Annotated in this window: 12 protein-coding genes; 7 read left to right on the top strand and 5 right to left on the bottom strand. The window is 71.5% G+C overall.

Translation table 11 applies throughout. From position 1 onward, the window contains the following. Positions 1-8: 8 nt before the first annotated feature. The 3 genes from ACEN9J_RS12920 to ppc form a co-directional block, all read right to left on the bottom strand. Positions 9-1,232, bottom strand: coding sequence for an MFS transporter (locus ACEN9J_RS12920; RefSeq protein WP_082321871.1), 1,224 nt, complete (start codon positions 1,230-1,232; stop codon positions 9-11). 200 nt (positions 1,233-1,432) lie between these two features. Further along, positions 1,433-1,837, bottom strand: a complete 405-nt coding sequence (locus ACEN9J_RS12915) for a GFA family protein (protein ID WP_057592316.1) — start codon at positions 1,835-1,837, stop codon at positions 1,433-1,435. An 11-nt stretch (positions 1,838-1,848) separates the two neighbouring features. Continuing rightward, on the bottom strand, positions 1,849-4,695 hold the full coding sequence (ppc, locus tag ACEN9J_RS12910; RefSeq protein WP_413764256.1) for a phosphoenolpyruvate carboxylase: 2,847 nt from the start codon (positions 4,693-4,695) through the stop codon (positions 1,849-1,851). Positions 4,696-4,790: 95 nt separating this feature from the next. Here ppc and hemC point away from each other — a divergent pair, with 95 nt between their 5' ends. Genes hemC through ACEN9J_RS12890 form a run of 4 tightly spaced genes read left to right on the top strand, consistent with a single transcriptional unit; the run spans position 4,791 to position 8,908 of the window. Further along, positions 4,791-5,717 carry a hydroxymethylbilane synthase gene (gene hemC / locus ACEN9J_RS12905; RefSeq protein WP_057592314.1) on the top strand — a complete coding sequence of 309 codons (927 nt, stop codon included), beginning with the start codon at positions 4,791-4,793 and terminating at the stop codon, positions 5,715-5,717. Positions 5,718-5,731: 14 nt separating this feature from the next. Beyond that, a complete protein-coding gene (locus ACEN9J_RS12900; RefSeq protein WP_413764255.1) occupies positions 5,732-6,496 on the top strand; it encodes a uroporphyrinogen-III synthase in 765 nt (254 codons plus the stop codon). Further along, positions 6,493-7,593 carry a uroporphyrinogen-III C-methyltransferase gene (locus ACEN9J_RS12895; RefSeq protein WP_413764254.1) on the top strand — a complete coding sequence of 367 codons (1,101 nt, stop codon included), beginning with the start codon at positions 6,493-6,495 and terminating at the stop codon, positions 7,591-7,593. Before ACEN9J_RS12900 ends, ACEN9J_RS12895 begins: the two co-directional genes overlap by 4 nt. A 16-nt stretch (positions 7,594-7,609) precedes the next feature. Continuing rightward, on the top strand, positions 7,610-8,908 hold the full coding sequence (locus ACEN9J_RS12890) for a heme biosynthesis protein HemY (protein WP_057592311.1): 1,299 nt from the start codon (positions 7,610-7,612) through the stop codon (positions 8,906-8,908). Position 8,909: 1 nt separating this feature from the next. Here the strand turns inward: ACEN9J_RS12890 and ACEN9J_RS12885 are convergent, their stop codons facing one another. Beyond that, positions 8,910-10,454 (bottom strand): MFS transporter, encoded by a 1,545-nt coding sequence (locus ACEN9J_RS12885; protein WP_413764253.1) that lies wholly within the window; start codon positions 10,452-10,454, stop codon positions 8,910-8,912. Positions 10,455-10,597: 143 nt separating this feature from the next. On the opposite strand from ACEN9J_RS12885, the gene ACEN9J_RS12880 reads away from it, so the two are divergent. Then, positions 10,598-11,446, top strand: a complete 849-nt coding sequence (locus ACEN9J_RS12880) for a LysR family transcriptional regulator (protein WP_296730636.1) — start codon at positions 10,598-10,600, stop codon at positions 11,444-11,446. Positions 11,447-11,492: 46 nt separating this feature from the next. Here ACEN9J_RS12880 and ACEN9J_RS12875 read toward each other — a convergent pair whose 3' ends face one another. Continuing rightward, on the bottom strand, positions 11,493-14,744 hold the full coding sequence (locus ACEN9J_RS12875) for an Rne/Rng family ribonuclease (RefSeq protein WP_413764252.1): 3,252 nt from the start codon (positions 14,742-14,744) through the stop codon (positions 11,493-11,495). Between the two features lie 559 nt (positions 14,745-15,303). Here ACEN9J_RS12875 and ACEN9J_RS12870 point away from each other — a divergent pair. Together ACEN9J_RS12870 and ACEN9J_RS12865 are read left to right on the top strand one after the other, a co-directional pair. Continuing rightward, positions 15,304-16,365, top strand: a complete 1,062-nt coding sequence (locus tag ACEN9J_RS12870) for an RluA family pseudouridine synthase (protein WP_057592307.1) — start codon at positions 15,304-15,306, stop codon at positions 16,363-16,365. Continuing rightward, positions 16,362-17,042 (top strand): HAD family hydrolase, encoded by a 681-nt coding sequence (locus tag ACEN9J_RS12865; protein WP_413764251.1) that lies wholly within the window; start codon positions 16,362-16,364, stop codon positions 17,040-17,042. The genes ACEN9J_RS12870 and ACEN9J_RS12865 overlap by 4 nt, the downstream gene beginning before the upstream one ends. Positions 17,043-17,044 lie beyond the last annotated feature (2 nt).

Here is a 17,044-nt window from a genome sequence, read left to right as displayed (position 1 = left end):
GCTGCCGCTCAGGCCGCCACGGCGGCGCCGCGCGCACGGCCCAGCGTGACCACGATCAGCGCCGCGACCAGCACCAGTCCGCCGCTCATCACCATGGTGCTCGAGATGCCCCAGCCGTCGACCACGCGACCGCCGAGCAGCGCGCCCGAGGCGATCGCCACCTGGAAGCCGCTGACCAGCAGCGCCTGGCCGGCCTCGGGTGCGTCGGGCACGGCCTCGAGCATCCAGCCCGTGAGCGCCACCGGGATCAGGCCGAAGGCCACGCCCCAGATCACGACCACCACCGCGCCGGCCACCAGGCCGGTGCCCAGCAGCGTCGACAGGATCAGCGCCGTGGCCAGCAGCAGCGCGGCCAGCAGGGTGGTGCCGCGCACGCTGCGCGCCACCATGCTGCCGCCCAGGAAGGTGCCGAAGAAGCCCACGGCGCCGTAGACCAGCAGCAGCGTGGTCACGCCGTTGGGGTCGAGGCCGAAGACCTGCTGCAGCAGCGGCTTGAGGTAGGTGTAGGCGGCGAAGTGGCCGGCGATGAAGAACAGCACCGCGAGCAGCCCGACCTGCGCCATGCGCCGCGTCAGCGGGATCAGCAGGTCGCGCGCGCCGATGGCCCGTGCCGAGGGCAGCGGCGGCAGCAGCCACAGCTGCACCAGCAGCACGGCCCCGGCCAGCGCGCCGGTGGCGGCGAAGGAGGCGCGCCAGCCGAAGGTGGTGCCGAGGAAGGCACCGGCCGGCACGCCGAGCACGGTGGCGGCCGACACGCCGGCCAGCACCAGCGACATCGCGCGCGCCTGCTGGGCCGGCGGCACCAGTTGCGTGGCGGCCGGCGGCGCGAAGGTCCAGAAGCCGCCCACGCACAGGCCGAGGATCAGCCGCGCGATCAGCATGGTGGCGAAGTTGGGCGCGAAGGCCGCGAGCAGGTTCGAGGCGATCAGCGCCACGGTGAGGCCGATCAGCAGGGTGCGGCGGTCGAGCCGGCCCGAGGCCACGATCAGGCCCGGCCCCGCGAAGGCCGCGAGGATGCCGGGCATGGTGATCATCAGGCCCGCCGTGCCGTTGGAGACGTTGAGGGTGCTGGCGATGTCGGTGAGCAGGCCGATCGGCATGAACTCGGTCGAGACCATGGCGAAGGAGCCGACCGAGAGCGAGCCGACCGCGAGCCAGGTCGAGCGCGAGGTCTTCGCGGAATCGGGCGGCAGCGCGTCGATGCAGGGGGCGCCGCTGGGTGCGTTCATCATGAGGAGGAAGTCCGGTGGGCATCGGCCGGCGCGGCGGTCGATGCTTGTTGCAAAGGGCTTCGCAGTGTGGTCGCACGGGCGCCCGCGACAAAGGGGCCGCGCGGCAGTTGTCAGTTTCCCGGGGGCGAACAATCGAGGGGTTTGCGTGTCCTCGACCGCACGCAGGCGGCGATTTGCCGCCAACCGAGGCAAATGCGCGCTCAGGGCTTCGGCGGCGCGCCTTCGGCGAACGAGGGCAGGTCCTCGCCGCAGGCCATCCATGGCACGTCGTGCGAGCGCCAGATGTGCTGGCTGGGCCGCACGCCGGGATCGTCGTCGAGCGAGCCCACGCGCAGGATCACCTGCGGCTGGGCCACCCACTCGGCCACGAGGTGGCTGCCGCAGCGGCGGCAGAAATGGCGCAGCTTGCCGGGCGTCGACTCGAAGGCCGCGAGCGCGTCGTCCTGGCCGCGCAGCCAGCGGAAGTCGGCGCGGTCCACGCGCGCCGTGCTCGCGAAGGCGGCCGCATGCGCCTTGCGGCAGGTCCGGCAGTGGCAGTGGCCGATCGGGCCCGCGAGCTTCGCGGCCTCGTAGGCCACGGCGCCGCAGAGACAGGAGCCTTGCATGCCGTGCCTCCTCAGCCGGTGTTGCGCAGGCCGGCGGCCACGCCGTTGATCGAGATGTGGATGCCGCGCTGCAGCCGCTCGCCGCCGTCGCCCGCGCGGTAGCGCCGCATCAGCTCGACCTGCAGGTGGTGCAGCGGGTCGATGTAGGGGAAGCGGTGGCGCACCGAGCGCTGCATCTCGGCATTGCCCTCGAGCCGCTGCTTGGCGCCGGTGATCAGCGTGAGCGCGTCCGAGGTGCGGTGCCATTCGGCATCGATCATCGAGAACACCTTCTGGCGCAGCTTGCGGTCGCTCACCAGTTCCGCATAGCGCGATGCCAGCGCGAGGTCGCTCTTGGCGAGCACCATGTCCATGTTCGACAGCAGCGTGCGGAAGAAGGGCCACTGCGCGTACATGCGCTGCAGCAGCGCCTGGCGCTCCTTGCGGCCCGCGGCATTGCCGGCGGCCGCGAGGAACTGCTCCACGCCCGAGCCGAAGCCGAACCAGCCCGGGATGGTGAGGCGGCACTGGCCCCAGCTGAAGCTCCAGGGCACGGCGCGCAGGTCGTCGATCTTGTGGCTGGGATTGCGCGAGGCGGGGCGCGAGCCGATGTTGAGCTCGGCGATCTCGCGGATCGGCGTGGCGCTGAAGAAGTACTCGCCGAAGCCCGGGGTCTCGTAGACCAGCTTGCGGTAGGCCGCCATGCTCGCGCTCGAGAGCTCGCCGGCCGCCGACAGAAAGGTGGCGGGCGCCGACTTGCCCTGCGGCAGCAGCGTGGCCTCGAGCGTGGCGGCCACCAGGGTCTCGAGGTTGCGCCGGCCGATCTCTCGGTTGGCGTACTTCGAGCCGATGACCTCGCCCTGTTCGGTCAGGCGGATCTGGCCGCGCACCGTGCCCGGGGGCTGTGCGAGGATCGCCTGGTAGCTCGGGCCGCCGCCGCGCCCCACGGTGCCGCCGCGGCCATGGAACATGCGCAGGCGGATGGGGTTGGCCTTCTTCCTGTTGAGCTCGTCGAACAGCGCCACCAGCGCGATGCCGGCGCGGTAGAGCTCCCAGTTGCTCGTGAAGATGCCGCCGTCCTTGTTGCTGTCGCTGTAGCCGAGCATCACGTCCTGCTCGGCGCCCGAGCGCTCGATCAGCGCCTGGATGTTCGGCAGCGCATAGAAGGCGCGCACGATCGGCGCGGCATTGCGCAGGTCCTCGATGGTCTCGAACAGCGGCACCACGATCAGGTCGCAGGTGGCGTCCTTGTCCATCGCGCCGCGCAGCAGGCCCACTTCCTTCTGCAGCAGCAGCGCCTCGAGCAGGTCGCTCACGGTCTCGGTGTGGCTGATGATGTAGTGGCGGATCGCCGCGTTGCCGTAGCGCGCGCGGGCCGCGCGCGCGGCCGCGAAGATCGCGAGTTCGCTGCGGGCGAGCGGCGAGTAGTCGGCATCGGGCACGCGCAGCGGGCGCGCGTCGTCGAGCAGCTTGAGCAGCAGCGTCTGCTTGGCTTCCTCGGCCAGCGAGGCATAGGCGGGCTCGATGCGCGCGGTGGCCAGCAGCTCGGCGATCACGGCCTCGTGCTTGTCGGAGCTCTGGCGCAGGTCGACCGTGGCGAGGTGGAAGCCGAACACCTCGACCGCGCGGATCAGCGGCTTGAGGCGCGGCGCGGCCAGCAGGCTGCCGTGTTTCTCGCCGAGCGAGTCCTCGATGGTGCGCAGGTCGGCGAGGAACTCCTCGGCCGTGGCATAGGGGTTCTGCGGTGCCACCGCGTGGCGCGCGGCCTCGCCGCCCGTGAGCTCGCGCAGCGTGGCCGCGAGCCGCGAGTACACGCCGGTCAGCGCGCGGCGGTAGGGCTCGTCCTTGCGGTGCTCGCTGGTGTCGGGCGAACGCTCGGCCAGCGCCTGCATCTCGACCGAGACATCGATCAGGGTGGCCGAGAGCGACAGTTCGCCGCCCAGGTAGTGCACCTCGGTGAGGTAGTGGCGCAGCGCCAGCTCGGCCTGGCGGCGCAGCGCGTACTCGAGCGTCTCGGCCGTGACGTTGGGGTTACCGTCGCGGTCGCCGCCGATCCACTGGCCCATGCGCAGGAAGGTCGCGACCGAGGGCGTCTGGCCGCCCTGCGCCAGTGCCTTCTCGAGGTCGGCGTAGACGCGCGGGATCTCGCGCAGGAAGGTGGCCTCGTAGTAGCTCAGCGCGTTCTCGATCTCGTCGGCCACGGTGAGCTTGGAGAAGCGCAGCAGGCGCGTCTGCCACAGCTGCGTGACGCGGATGCGGATCTGCGCCTCGTTGTCGGCGAATTCGAGCGGCGACAGCGCGTCGGTGCCGCCGGCATAGGCCTGCTGGCGCAGGCGGATCTCGTCGCGCGTGGTCAGCAGCAGCGCGATGGCGCGCTCGGCGTCGAGGATGCTCTTGCGCTGCACCTCGGTCGGGTGCGCGGTGAGCACCGGCGACAGGTAGCTGTGGGCCAGCGTGGCCACGATCTCGTCGGGCTTCACGCCGGCCTTGCGGATGCGCGCCAGCGCGGTCTGCAGGTCGCCGTCGGCGCTTTCGCCGGCGCGCTCGGCCTCGGTGCGGCGGCGGATCAGGTGGCGGTCTTCCGCCAGGTTGGCCAGGTGGCTGAAGTAGCTGAAGGCGCGGATCACGCGCACGGTCTCGGCCGCGGTCAGGCTCTTGAGCAGGTTCTTGAGCGCGCGGTCGGCAGTCTGGTCGGCATCGCGGCGGAAGGCCACCGACAGCGTGCGGATCTTCTCCACCAGTTCATAGCTCTCCTTGCCCTCCTGCTCCCGGATCACATCGCCGAGGATGCGGCCCAGCAGGCGGATGTCGTCGATCAGCGGCTGGTCTTCGGCTTGCCTGCGCTTCGGTGGGGCGACAGGGGTCTTGCTGGCTTTCATTCGATGTTGTTCCTGGAGACTTGGAGTGCTGTTGGAATGGAGCGTCGCCGCCGTTGCTGCGGCGCAACATGCTAGCATCCCGCCGGTTTCTGTTCATGTACTTTTCGGGGGCGGTTTTGAGCAATATCGTGATTGCCACGCGCGAAAGCCGGCTGGCCTTGTGGCAAGCCGAGCACGTGCAAGCGCTGTTGCAAGACAAGGGCCACACGGTCCGCCTGCTGGGCATGACCACGCGTGGCGACCAGATCCTCGACCGCACGCTGAGCAAGGTCGGCGGCAAGGGCCTGTTCGTGAAGGAGCTCGAGCTCGCGCTCGAGGAAGGGCGTGCCGACATCGCGGTCCATTCGCTCAAGGACGTGCCGATGGAACTGCCCGAGGGCTTCGTGCTGGCCTGCGTGCTCGAGCGCGAGGACCCGCGCGACGCGCTGGTGTCGCCGCGCTATGCCTCGCTCGACGAACTGCCGCAGGGCGCCGTGGTCGGCACCTCGAGCCTGCGCCGCGTGATGCTGCTGCGCGCGCGCCGGCCCGACCTGCGCATCGAACCGCTGCGCGGCAACCTCGACACCCGCCTGCGCAAGCTCGACGAGGGCCAGTACGACGCCATCGTGCTCGCCGCCGCGGGCCTCAAGCGCCTGGGCCTCGAGCAGCGTATCCGCATCGCCTTCGAGCCCGAGACCATGCTGCCGGCCGCGGGCCAGGGCGCGCTGGGCATCGAGGTGCGCGCCGACCGCGCCGACCTGATCGAACTGCTGGCGCCGCTCGCGCACCGCGGCGACTGGCTCGCCACCGCCGCCGAGCGCGCCGTGAGCCGCGCGATGGGCGGCAGCTGCTCGATGCCGCTGGCCGCGCATGCGCGCTGGCAGCCCGACGGCAGCCTGCGCATCGACGCCGCCTGGGGCGACCCCGAGGGCGCCGAGCCGATGCTGCAGGTGAGCGCGCGCGCCGAGGCCGGCGATCACGCGCAGGCCGATGCGCTCGGTTTGCACGCGGCCTCGCTGCTGCGCGACGCGGGCGCCCACTGAGGCGCGTGGGGACCGTGGCGACGACCGTCCTCGTGACACGGCCGGCGCGCGAGGCTCCCCCGTGGATCGATGCCCTGCGCGACGCGGGCTTCGACGCGCGTGCGCTGCCCTTGATCGAGATCGCGCCGGTCGCCGATGCCGCGCCGTTGCGCGCGGCCTGGAACGACGCCCATGCGGCGCGGATGTTCGTGAGCGCCGCGGCGGTCGACCGCTTCTTCGAGGCCAACGCCGGCGCCGCGCCGCCAGCCGGCTGCCGCTTCTGGGCCACCGGCCCCGGCACCGCGCGCGCGCTGCAACGCAACGGTGTTCCGCCCGAGGCCATCGACACGCCCGCGGCCGACGAAGGCCGCTTCGATTCCGAAGCCTTGTGGGCGATCGTGGGGCCGCGGCTCGTGCCCGGCATGCGCGTGCTGATCGTGCGCGGCGGCGACGCGCAGGGCCTTCCCGCGGGCCGCGACTGGCTCGCGCAGGCGCTCGACCATGCGGGCGCCCAGCGCGACACGGTGGTTGCCTACCGCCGGCTCGTGCCCGTGCTCGACGACGCCCAGCGCCGGCTGGCCGGGGAGGGCGCGGCGGGCCGCGCGCTCTGGCTCTTCAGCAGTTCCGAGGCGATCGCCAACCTGCGCGCCGCGCTGCCGGCCACCGATTGGCGAGCCGCGCGCGCCATCGCCACCCACCCGCGCATCGCGCAAGCCGCGCGTGGCGCGGGTTTCGGCACGGTGCGCGAGAGCGCGCCGCTGCTGGAGGCGCTGGTCGCGTCGATAGAATCCCTCGCATGAGCGCCGTGCCTCCGTCCGACGAGTCTTCTTCCGCCTCCGCCGCACCCCAGGCACCCGTGCCGGCTCCGCTGACGACTTCCTCCCAATCTCCCGCCGCCCTCGCCGCGGCCGCCACCACCCTCACGCGCATCGGTCTCGGCTTGCTGGCCCTGGTCTCGCTGGGCGCGCTGCTGACGTCGATCGCGCTGTGGCAGAAGGTCGGCAACATGAAGGAGCAGCTCGCGCGCCAGAGCAGCGAGGCGCTGATGCAGTCGCTCGAGGCGCGCACGCTGGCACGCGAGGCCAAGGACACGGTGCGCGACACCGCCGCGCGCGTGGCGCTCACCGAGACCCGGGTCGCCGAGGTCGCGCTGCAGCGCTCGCAGCTCGAGGAACTGATGCAGAGCCTCTCGCGTTCGCGCGACGAGAACCTGGTGGTCGACATCGAATCCACGCTGCGGCTCGCGCTGCAGCAGGCGCAGGTCACGGGCAGCGTCGAGCCGCTGCTGGCCGCGCTGAAGGCCGGCGACCTGCGCATCGCGCGCGCCGCCCAGCCACGGCTGGCGCCGTTGCAGCGCGCCATGCAGCGCGACGCCGACCGGCTGCGCAGCACCGCCAGCGCCGATGGCGGCGAGGCGCTGCAGAAGCTCGACGAACTGATGCGCGGCGTGGACGACCTGCCGCCGCTCAACGCGGTCGCGATGCGCGGCACCGGCCTCAATGCCTGGCAGTCCGACCCGGTGCCGGCCGACGCGCCCTGGTGGGAGCGCGCGCTGCTCACGGTGCGCAACGAGGCGCGCTCGCTGGTGCGCGTGGGCCGCATCGAGCGGCCCGAGGCGATCCTGCTGGCGCCCGACCAGACCTACTTCCTGCGCGAGAACCTCAAGCTCAAGCTGCTCAACGCGCGCCTGTCGCTGCTGTCGCGCCAGGTCGACGTCACGCGCAGCGAGCTCGCCACCGTGGCCGCCTCGCTCAACCGCTATTTCGATCCCGCGTCGCGCCGCACGCAGGCGGCCGCCACGCAGTTGCAGCAGCTGCAGGCGCTGGTGAAGACCACCGAGCCGCCGCGCATCGACGACACGCTCGCCGCCCTGGCCACCGCCGCGGCCGGACGCTGAGGAGGCAGGGCTTTCCATGCGCGCCGCACTCTGGCTCCTCGCGCTGTTCGCCGTCGCCGCGGCTGTCGCGCTGTTCGCCGGCAACAACCAGGGCACGATCACCGTGTTCTGGCCGCCCTGGCGGGTCGATCTCTCGCTCAACCTCGTGCTGGTGATCCTGCTGACGCTGTTCGTGCTGCTGCACGCGGCGCTGCGCGCGCTGGCCGCGCTGTTCTCGCTGCCAACGCAGGCGCGCCAGTGGCGCATGCAGCAGAAGGAACGCATGCTGCATTCGGCGCTGCTCGATGCGATGGTGCAGCTGATCTCGGGCCGCTTCTCGCGTGCGCGCAAGGCCGCACAGGCCGCGCTCACGCAGGAGAAGACCCTGGCCGCGCTCGGCGCCAGCCTGCCGCAGGCGCAGCAGGTGCGCGTGCTGTCGCACCTGCTCGCGGCCGAGAGCGCGCAGGCGCTGCAGGACCGCCCGGCGCGCGACGCCCACCTGCAGCAGGCGCTCAACGAGAGTGCCGACCGCAACCTGCTGGCCAGCCCCGAGACCCGCGAGGGCGTGCAACTGCGCGCCGCGCGCTGGGCGCTCGAAGACCGCGATCCAGCCGCCGCGCTCGCGCGGCTCGAGGAACTGCCGCAGGGCGCGCAGCGCCGCACGCTGGCGTTGCGGCTGCGGCTGAAGGCCGCGCGCCAGGACCGCCGCACGCTCGAGGCGCTCGAAACCGCGCGGCTGCTGGCCAAGCACCGTGCCTTCTCGGAGGCCGCCGCGCAGAGCATCGTGCGCGGGCTCGCGACCGAGCTGCTGACGGGTGCGCACGATCCGGCGCAGCTGCTGCGCGCCTGGTCCGAACTCGAGACGGCCGAACGCGAGATGCCCGAGGTCGCCATCCACGCCGCGCAGCGCATGGTGCTGCTCAAGGGCGACCTGCCGGTGGCGCGCGGCTGGCTGCTGCCGGTCTGGGAGCGCATGGTGTCGGTGCCGCGCGGTCTCGGCGACGCGCTGCGCGTCAAGCTCGCGCTGGCGCTCGAGGCGGGGCTCGATCCGGTCGATGCCGACTGGCTCGCACGCATCGAGAGCGCCCAGCGCAACAACCCGCGCGATGCCAACCTGCAGTACCTCGCGGGCATGGCCTGCATGAAGCGCCAGCTCTGGGGCAAGGCGCAGCAGCTGCTGTCGCAGGCCGGCATGGGGCTGCAGGATCCCGAGCTCTACCGTCGCGCCTGGCTCGCGCTCGCGCAGCTGGCCGAGGACCGCGGCGATGCCGAGCAGGCCGCGCTGGCCTGGCGCAACGCGGCGCAGATCGAGAACCACCCGGTTTCGTTGCGATAGCTCAGGGACGCGAGGCGCAGGCGACCGCCGGCCGCCTGCTTCCGCCGTGGAAGGCCAGCGCGCTCAGCGCCGCGAGCATCCACACGCCGAGCGCGCCGTAGAGCATCACCCCGCCGAAACCCCGCAGCAGTGCCGCGTGGGCGATGGTGCCCGAGGGGTCGAGCGCGGCAAGCGCCGGAAACTCCCGGTGCAGCGTCGCGAGGTGCCCGGCCGCGATCCGCTCGGCGAGCGCGGGCAGCGACACGGCCAGTTCCGGCAGCGCGCGGCGCAGCGCGTCGGCGATGCCCGCGAGCAGCAGGAAGCCCATCAGCGCGATGTTGACCGCCAGCGTGATGAGCCGCGCGCTCATGTCGATGCCCGAGGCCATGCCGGCGCGGCTCGCGGACACCGAGCCGGTGGTGGTGTTGGTCACCGGCGTGTTGATCACGCCCAGGCCGAGGCCCGCCAGCAGGCAGCCCGGCAGCAGCGTGAGCCAGCTCGCGTCGGCGGCGCCGCTGCCCCAGCGCCTCAGCAGGAAACCCGCGCCGATGGCGAACAGGCCGGCCGGGATCACGATGCCGGCGCGAAAGCGAGTGGCGAGCCGCTCGCCCAGCGGCGGCGCGAGCAGGGTCGGCAGCGTGTAGGCCAGCAGCGCCGTGCCGGCCTGCACCGCGTCGTAGCCCAGGCCGGCCTGGAAGTAGATCGGCAGGTAGATCATGAAGGGCCAGAAGCTGAAGTTCATGCCGACCGAGCCGAGGATCGCGCCCGAGAACGCGCGAATGCGGAACACCGAGAAGTCGAACATCGGATGGGTGCGGCTTCGCTCGATCGCCACGAAGGCCGCCAAGCTCGCGGCCGCGGCGCCGAGCAGGGCCAGAGCCGCCGCGCTCGCGAAGCCGAGCCCGGGCCCCTGCGTGATGTAGCCCGTGAGGCCGAGCACCGCGAGCGACAGCGTGACGATGCCCGCGAGGTCGAGCCGCTTCGCCTCGGGGTCGCGCGACTCGCCGATGCTGACGGCGGCCAGCAGCCAGGCGATGGCGGCCAGCGGCGCATGGACCAGGAACACCCATTCCCAGCGCCACAGCGCGGCGATCGCGCCGCCGACGATCGGCCCGAAGCCCAGGCCGACGCCGAACACCACGCCCCAGATCGCGAAGGCCCGGCTGCGCTCGCGGCCCTCCTGGAATTGATGCGAGAGGATGGCGATCTGGCAGATCAGCATGGTGCCGCCGCTCAGGCCCTGCAGGAAGCGCGCGCCGATCAGCAGCGGCGCGCTCGGCGCCAGCCCGCAGGTCAGCGAGGTGAGGCCGAACAGCAGCAGGCTGATCGCCAGCACGCGCTTGCGACCGTAGCGGTCGGCCAGCGTGCCGGCCGCCATCAGCACCGTGGTGCAGGCGATGGTGTAGGCATTCATGATCCATTGCATGGCCTCGAAGTCGGCGTGCAGCGTCTTCTCGAGCGTGGGCAGGATCACGGGAATGCTGGAGATCTCGAGGCCGAACATCGCGGCGACGAGGCAGAGGGCGACCAGCGCGAGGCGGTTGCGTGCGGTGGGTGAGAGGGTCATGGGGCGTCCGGTTGGCGCGGCGCGGCGAGGAGGCCGGCCGTGAGGAGCGCGATTCTGGGCAAAGGGTCTTCATGAGGGAAATGATTTAATTTCGTGAGATTCATTAATCTCCATCACTACTCGAACGACCCGCCCGCCCCGCCATGGACTTCGATCCCACCCTGCTGCGCGCCTTCGTGGCCGTGAAGGAGACCGGCAGCTTCACGCGCGCCGCGCAGCGCCTGCACCTGACGCAGTCGGCCATCAGCCACCAGATCCGCCGGCTCGAGGAGCAGGTGGGCCGCGCGCTGCTGCACCGCACGACGCGCCGCCTCACGGTGACGGAGGACGGCGAGGATTTCCTGCGCTATGCCGAGCAGATCCTGACGACGCTCGATGCCATGACGCAGCGCTTCCAGCCCTCGCCGATCTCGGGTGTGGTGCGTTTCGGCGCACCCGACAACTTCCTGGGCGAGCGCCTGGCGCCGCTGCTGTCGCAGTTCGCGCGCGCCTTTCCGTCGGTGCGCCTGGAGGTCTGCGTGAGCATGCACGTCGACCTGCGCGCGGCGATCAAGGCCGGCGAGCTCGACCTCGCGGTCGTGATGTCGCCGCCCGAGGTGGAGGAGGGCACGCGGCTGCGGCGCACGCAGCTGGTCTGGGCCGCGGCCGAGACCTTCGAGCCGCCCAGGGGTGGCTCGCTGCCGCTGGCCTTCTTTCCCAAGCCCTGCGTCTACCGGCAGGTGGCCGGCTCGGCGCTCGACCTCGCGCCGATCGACTGGCACGTGGTGTTCACCTCGGCCAGCCCGCAGGGCATTCGCGCGGCGGTGCTCGCGGGGCTCGCGGCAACGGTGATCACGCGCGAGGACGTGGAGCCGGGCATGAAGATCGTCGACGGCCGCTATGGGTTGCGGCCCTTGCCGAGCGTGGACTTCTCGCTGATCTGGAGCGAGAACGGCCGCACGCCCTGCGCCTGCCGCTTCGGAGAGCTGATCCTCGAGATGCCGGCCCCATGAAAAACGGCGCCCGAGGGCGCCGTCTTCATGGCAGTCGAGCGGATGCTCAGAGCGTGCGCTGCTCCGGCTGCGCTTCGCCAGCGGGCTGCTCGAACGGCAACGTCATCGCGGCCAGTTCGCGGCGGGTTTCGACCAGCACCAGCGGGCCTTCGTCGAGCACGATCACCGGCGGGCGCTCGCGCGGCACGTGGACCGGCTTCGGCTCGGCGGCGATCGCGGCGCGCGCCTGCGCGATGCGTTCGGCGTCGGAGTTGACCCACTGCAGGCCCGAGCTCTGAGCGATCTGCGCGAGCTCGTCGAGCGGCAGTTCGAAGGACTGGACCTTCGGCAGCGCGCGGCCGTTGGCGGCCGGCTGCGGAGCGCTCGCGCGTTCGACCACGATCGGTGCCGCGGGCGCCGCGGGTTGCTGCGGCTGCTCGAAGCGCGCTTGGGGTGCGGGCTCGCGCACCTGCGGCGCGGCGACCGGGGCTTCGGCGACGACCGCGACGCTGTCGGCGGCCTGGGCCACCGCTTGCTCCGCGAACGGCTGCGGCTGGCGCGCGACGGGCGCGTCCTGCAGGTTCTGCGCCTCGGCGGGCGCGCCGTCGAAGGCGGCCACGGGTTGCTGCGCTTCGCCTTCTTCGCGCGGGGCGCGTTCGCGGCGGTCACGACCGTAGCGGTCGCGCGAACGGCCGCGGCGCTCCTCGCCGTCGCGGCGCGGTGCCTGCTCGGCGCCGTCCTGCGGTGCGGCTTCGCGGCCGGCTTCGGCGTCGGCCGATGCGGTGGTGGCGGCTTCGCCTTCCTCGTTGAAGCGGGGCTGGCCGTCGTTGCGGCGCTCGCGGCGGCCGTCGTTGCGTTCGCCACGCGGGCCACGCTCTTCGCGGCCGTTGCGCGGCGCGCGCTCGGTGCGTTCGCCTTGCGCGGCGTTGCCGTCTTCGCCGGCGGCTGCTTCGCTGCGCGGCGCTTCGCCGTTCAGGTTGCGCTCGCCGCGGTCGCTGTTGCGTTCACCACGTTCACCACGCTCGCCGCCACGTTCACCCCGTTCGCGACGGGCGCGCGGTGCGCGTTCGCCGCCAGCCGTGCCTTCCTCGCCCGGCACCGCGTTCGGTGCGAGCTGCTGGGCTTCGAGGCTGACGCCTTCGAGCGCTTCGGCCGGCACGTTGCGACCTTCGCCCTCGCGGCGTTCGCCGCGACCGCGGCGCTGATCGCCCTCGCGCGGCGGACGGCCTTCGCGGTTGTTCTCGCGCGGCTGGCCATCGGCGCGCAGCTCGGCGCCGCGGTTGTCGCGACCTTCGCGACCTTCACGGCCCTCGCGACCGCCTTCGCGGCGCTCGCCATTGCGGCCGCCGCCACGGCGTTCGCCGTCGCGGTTGCCCGAACGGGCACCGTTCTCGCCACGGCCTTCGGCATTGCGGCCTTCGCCGCCGCGGCCGCCACGGCGCTGTTCGCCGTCGCGTGCGCCGCGCGCTTCGCCATCGCGGCCCGGACGGCCGTCACGGCCTTCGCGGCGCGCGGGCTTCGGCGGCTCGACCGGAATGGCCGAGGGCGTGGGTGCCGGCGCGGCCGCCGGCGTGCCGCCGCCGAACCAGCTCTTGATGCGGGCGAAGAAGCCCAGCTCGGCCGGCGCGGGCGCCACCGCCACGGGCGGTGCGACCGGCGCGGGTGCGGCGACGGGCGCGCGCACCGGCTCGGGCTTGACCGGCACCACGGGTGCCGGCGCGTCGGGCAGCACGCCCTTGATGACCGGCGTCTGCTTGTTGGTGGGTTCCTGCGAACGGCGCGTGACCGAGGTCGGATCCTCGATCTCGTCGGCCATCTTGTAGCTGGCCTCGATGTGGTCGAGGCGCGGGTCGTCGTGCTTCAGGCGTTCGAGCTTGTAGTTGGGCGTCTCGAGCGTCTTGTTCGGCACCATCAGCACGCTCACGCGCTGCTTGAGCTCGATCTTGGCGATCTCGGTGCGCTTCTCGTTGAGCAGGAAGGACGCGACTTCCACCGGCACCTGCACGTGCACGGCGGCGGTGTTGTCCTTCATCGACTCTTCCTGAATGATGCGCAGGATCTGCAGCGCGCTCGATTCGGTGTCGCGGATGTGGCCCGAGCCGCCGCAGCGGGGGCAGGGGATCGACGAGCCTTCGCTCAGCGCCGGCTTCAGGCGCTGGCGGCTCATTTCCATCAGGCCGAACTTGCTGATCGAGCCGAACTGCACGCGCGCGCGGTCCTGGCGCAGCGCGTCGCGCAGGCGGCTTTCGACCTCGCGGCGGTTCTTCGACTCGTCCATGTCGATGAAGTCGATGACGATCAGGCCGCCGAGGTCGCGCAGGCGCATCTGGCGCGCCACTTCGTCGGCGGCTTCGAGGTTGGTGCGGGTCGCGGTTTCCTCGATGTCGCCGCCCTTGATGGCGCGGGCCGAGTTCACGTCGACCGAGACCAGCGCCTCGGTGTGGTCGATCACGATGGCGCCGCCCGAGGGCAGTTGCACGGTGCGGGCGTAGGCCGATTCGATCTGGTGCTCGATCTGGAAGCGGCTGAACAGCGCGGCATCGTCGCGGTAGCGCTTCACGCGGGCGGCATGCTCGGGCATGACGTGCGCCATGAACTGCTGCGCCTGGTCGTAGATGTCGTCGGTGTCGATCAGGATGTCGCCGATGTCGTGATTGAAGTAGTCACGGATCGCGCGGATCACGAGCGAGGATTCCTGGTAGATCAGGAAGGCGCCCTTGCCGCCCTTGGCCGCGCCGTCGATGGCGCTCCAGAGCTTGAGCAGGTAGTTCAGGTCCCACTGGAGTTCGGGCGCCGAGCGGCCGATGCCGGCGGTGCGCGCGATGATGCTCATGCCCTTGGGGTACTCGAGCTGGTCCATCGCCTCCTTGAGCTCGGCGCGGTCGTCGCCCTCGATGCGGCGCGAGACGCCACCGCCGCGCGGGTTGTTCGGCATCAGCACGACGTAGCGGCCGGCCAGCGAGATGAAGGTGGTGAGGGCCGCGCCCTTGTTGCCGCGCTCTTCCTTCTCGACCTGGACGACCAGTTCCTGGCCTTCCTTGATGACGTCCTGGATCCGGGCCTGGCTGGCCGAGACGCCTTCGGCGAAGTATTGCTTGGAGATTTCCTTGAACGGCAGGAAACCGTGGCGGTCCTCGCCGTAGTCGACGAAACAGGCTTCGAGGCTGGGCTCGACGCGGGTCACGACGGCCTTGTAGATGTTGCCCTTGCGCTGTTCGCGTCCCTCGATCTCGATTTCGTAGTCGAGGAGCTTCTGCCCGTCGACGATGGCCAGGCGGCGTTCTTCGGCCTGCGTGGCATTGATCAGCATCCGCTTCATGATGCGTTGTCCTTATATGTATCGTTCTACCGGCCCTGGAGGGCCAACGATGCACGGACGACGCCCGCGAAACTTGGGGAATTGCCGCTTGGCTCCGGATGCTGGGTGCCGCGGCGCGCGAGCGCGAGCGGCCGTCTCGAGCGTCAGCTCGGTGACGACAGCCGGAGTGGGGGCGCGTGGATGGGGGCGAGCCCTTCGTGGTGCTGAGAAGCTGTCTGTTCGACAACTCGTTGCGCAAGGGTGGCGCGCGGTTCTGGCGATTCGATGCCCGAGGCCGCTGGTCGGGACCAGGTCAGCCAGCGCAGGCACATTTGAATCAGCAGCATCAGCACAAAGGGACTCGCTTCGATCCGCCGGCAGCTGAAGGCTGCAGGCTGGTATTCCGTATCGGTGTTTCGTGGGTGTCGGCTTGACTTGGGCGTCTGGCCTGCCACTTTGCGCAGTTGCGCGGGGTTTGCAGGCTCGTCGCCAAAGCGGCATCGACCTCGCAGCGCCGCCGGGGTGTTTGACAGCAGTGCTCTAAACTTCTGTCTAATCAAGCACTTACACGACCGCGCTGGTGAAAAACATTATAGGTGCGAAGCAAGCCCCCGCGGCTAAGGAGTTTGCCGGACAGCCGGCGGCCATCCGCTTGCTCACGATCGATGCCGAGTCGGCCGGGCAGCGCCTCGACAACTTCCTCTTCCGCCATCTGAAAGGCGTGCCGAAGACCCACGTCTACCGGATCATCCGGTCGGGCGAGGTGCGCATCAACAAGGGGCGGGTGCAGGCCGAGACCCGCGTCGAGGCCGGCGACGTGGTGCGGCTGCCGCCGATCCGCGTGGCCGAGCGCGCCGAGGAGGCCGCGAGCGCGGCGCCGGCGCGCGAATTCCCGCTGCTGCTCGAGGACGAGGCCGTGCTGGCCGTCGACAAGCCCGCCGGCGTGGCGGTGCATGGCGGCAGCGGCGTGAGCTTCGGCGTGATCGAGCAGCTGCGCACCGCGCGCCCGGGCGCGAAGTTCCTCGAGCTGGTGCACCGGCTCGACCGCGAGACCTCGGGCATCCTGCTGGTCGCCAAGAAGCGCAGCGCGCTGGTGGCGCTGCAGGAGCAGTTCCGCGAGCGCGAGACCGGCAAGACCTACCTGGCGCTGGTCGAGGGTGCCTGGCCCGCCAACAGGAAGGTGCTCGACGCGCCGCTCGCCAAGTACCTGCTGCCCGATGGCGGCACCGGCGCCGGCGAGCGCCGCGTGCGCGTGGTGGCCAAGGACCATCCCGACGCGATGCGCGCCGTGACGCTGGTGCGAGCGCTGGCCACGCTGTCGCTGCCCGGCGATGCCACGCCGATGTCATTGCTCGCCGTCACCATCAAGACCGGCCGCACGCACCAGATCCGCGTCCACCTGGCGTCGGCCGGCCATCCGATCGCCGGCGACGACAAGTACGGCGAATCCGAGCGCCGGCGCGCGCTGCAGAAGCTGGGCCTCAAGCGCATGTTCCTCCACGCCTGGCGGCTGCAGTTCAACCATCCCGCCACCGGCGAACGCGTCGCACTGCAGGCCGAGTTGCCGCCCGAGCTGCGCTCGCTGATGCCGCCCGCCGCGCTCGACGCGATGGCGCTCCACCCCACGCCCACGACCCCATGACCGAACCTCTCGCCAACGACCGTCCCCCGCGCTTCGACCTGATCGCCTTCGATTGGGACGGCACCCTCTACGACTCCACGCGCCTGATCGTGCGCTGCATCCAGGCCGCCGTGGTCGACGTCGGTGGCGCCAAGCCCAGTGAGGACGACGCCGCCTGGGTCATCGGCCTCGGGCTGGCCGAGGCGCTGGCGCGCGCCGCGCCCGACGTGCCCAAGGAGAAGTACCCCGAGCTCGGCGCCCGCTACCGCTATCACTACCTGCAGCACCAGGACGACATCGTGCTGTTCGACGGCGTGCTGCCGATGCTCGATGCGCTGCGCGCGCGCGGCCACAAGCTGGCCGTGGCCACGGGCAAGTCGCGCCGCGGCCTCAACGAGGCACTGAAGACGGTGGCGCTGCGCGACCGCTTCGACGCCTCGCGCACCGCCGACGAGACCTTCGGCAAGCCGCATCCGCGCATGCTGCTCGAGCTGATGGAGGAACTGGAGGTGCCCGCCGAACGCACGCTGATGATCGGCGACACCACCCACGACCTGCAGCTGGCGGTGAACGCGGGCTGCGCCGGCGTGGGCGTGAGCTACGGCGCGCACGAGCCCGACAGCTTCGCCGAGTTCAAGCCGCTGCACATCGCGCATTCGATCGCCGACCTGCGGGACTGGCTGCTGCGCAACGGCTGAAT

The sequence above is a fragment of the Variovorax sp. Varisp41 genome (genome assembly GCF_047325085.1).
Lineage (GTDB): Bacteria > Pseudomonadota > Gammaproteobacteria > Burkholderiales > Burkholderiaceae_C > Variovorax.
This window is presented reverse-complemented; position numbering and strand designations above follow the sequence as displayed.

Excerpts from the sequence above, each read along its gene's own strand:
- ACEN9J_RS12865 (WP_413764251.1), top strand. The coding sequence starts at position 16,362 with ATGACCGAACCTCTCGCCAACGACCGTCCCCCGCGCTTCGACCTGATC.
- hemC (WP_057592314.1), top strand. The coding sequence starts at position 4,791 with ATGTACTTTTCGGGGGCGGTTTTGAGCAATATCGTGATTGCCACGCGC.
- ACEN9J_RS12885 (WP_413764253.1), bottom strand. The coding sequence starts at position 10,454 with ATGACCCTCTCACCCACCGCACGCAACCGCCTCGCGCTGGTCGCCCTC.
- ACEN9J_RS12920 (WP_082321871.1), bottom strand. The coding sequence starts at position 1,232 with ATGATGAACGCACCCAGCGGCGCCCCCTGCATCGACGCGCTGCCGCCC.
- ACEN9J_RS12915 (WP_057592316.1), bottom strand. The coding sequence starts at position 1,837 with ATGCAAGGCTCCTGTCTCTGCGGCGCCGTGGCCTACGAGGCCGCGAAG.
- ACEN9J_RS12890 (WP_057592311.1), top strand. The coding sequence starts at position 7,610 with ATGCGCGCCGCACTCTGGCTCCTCGCGCTGTTCGCCGTCGCCGCGGCT.
- ACEN9J_RS12895 (WP_413764254.1), top strand. The coding sequence starts at position 6,493 with ATGAGCGCCGTGCCTCCGTCCGACGAGTCTTCTTCCGCCTCCGCCGCA.
- ppc (WP_413764256.1), bottom strand. The coding sequence starts at position 4,695 with ATGAAAGCCAGCAAGACCCCTGTCGCCCCACCGAAGCGCAGGCAAGCC.
- ACEN9J_RS12875 (WP_413764252.1), bottom strand. The coding sequence starts at position 14,744 with ATGAAGCGGATGCTGATCAATGCCACGCAGGCCGAAGAACGCCGCCTG.
- ACEN9J_RS12880 (WP_296730636.1), top strand. The coding sequence starts at position 10,598 with ATGGACTTCGATCCCACCCTGCTGCGCGCCTTCGTGGCCGTGAAGGAG.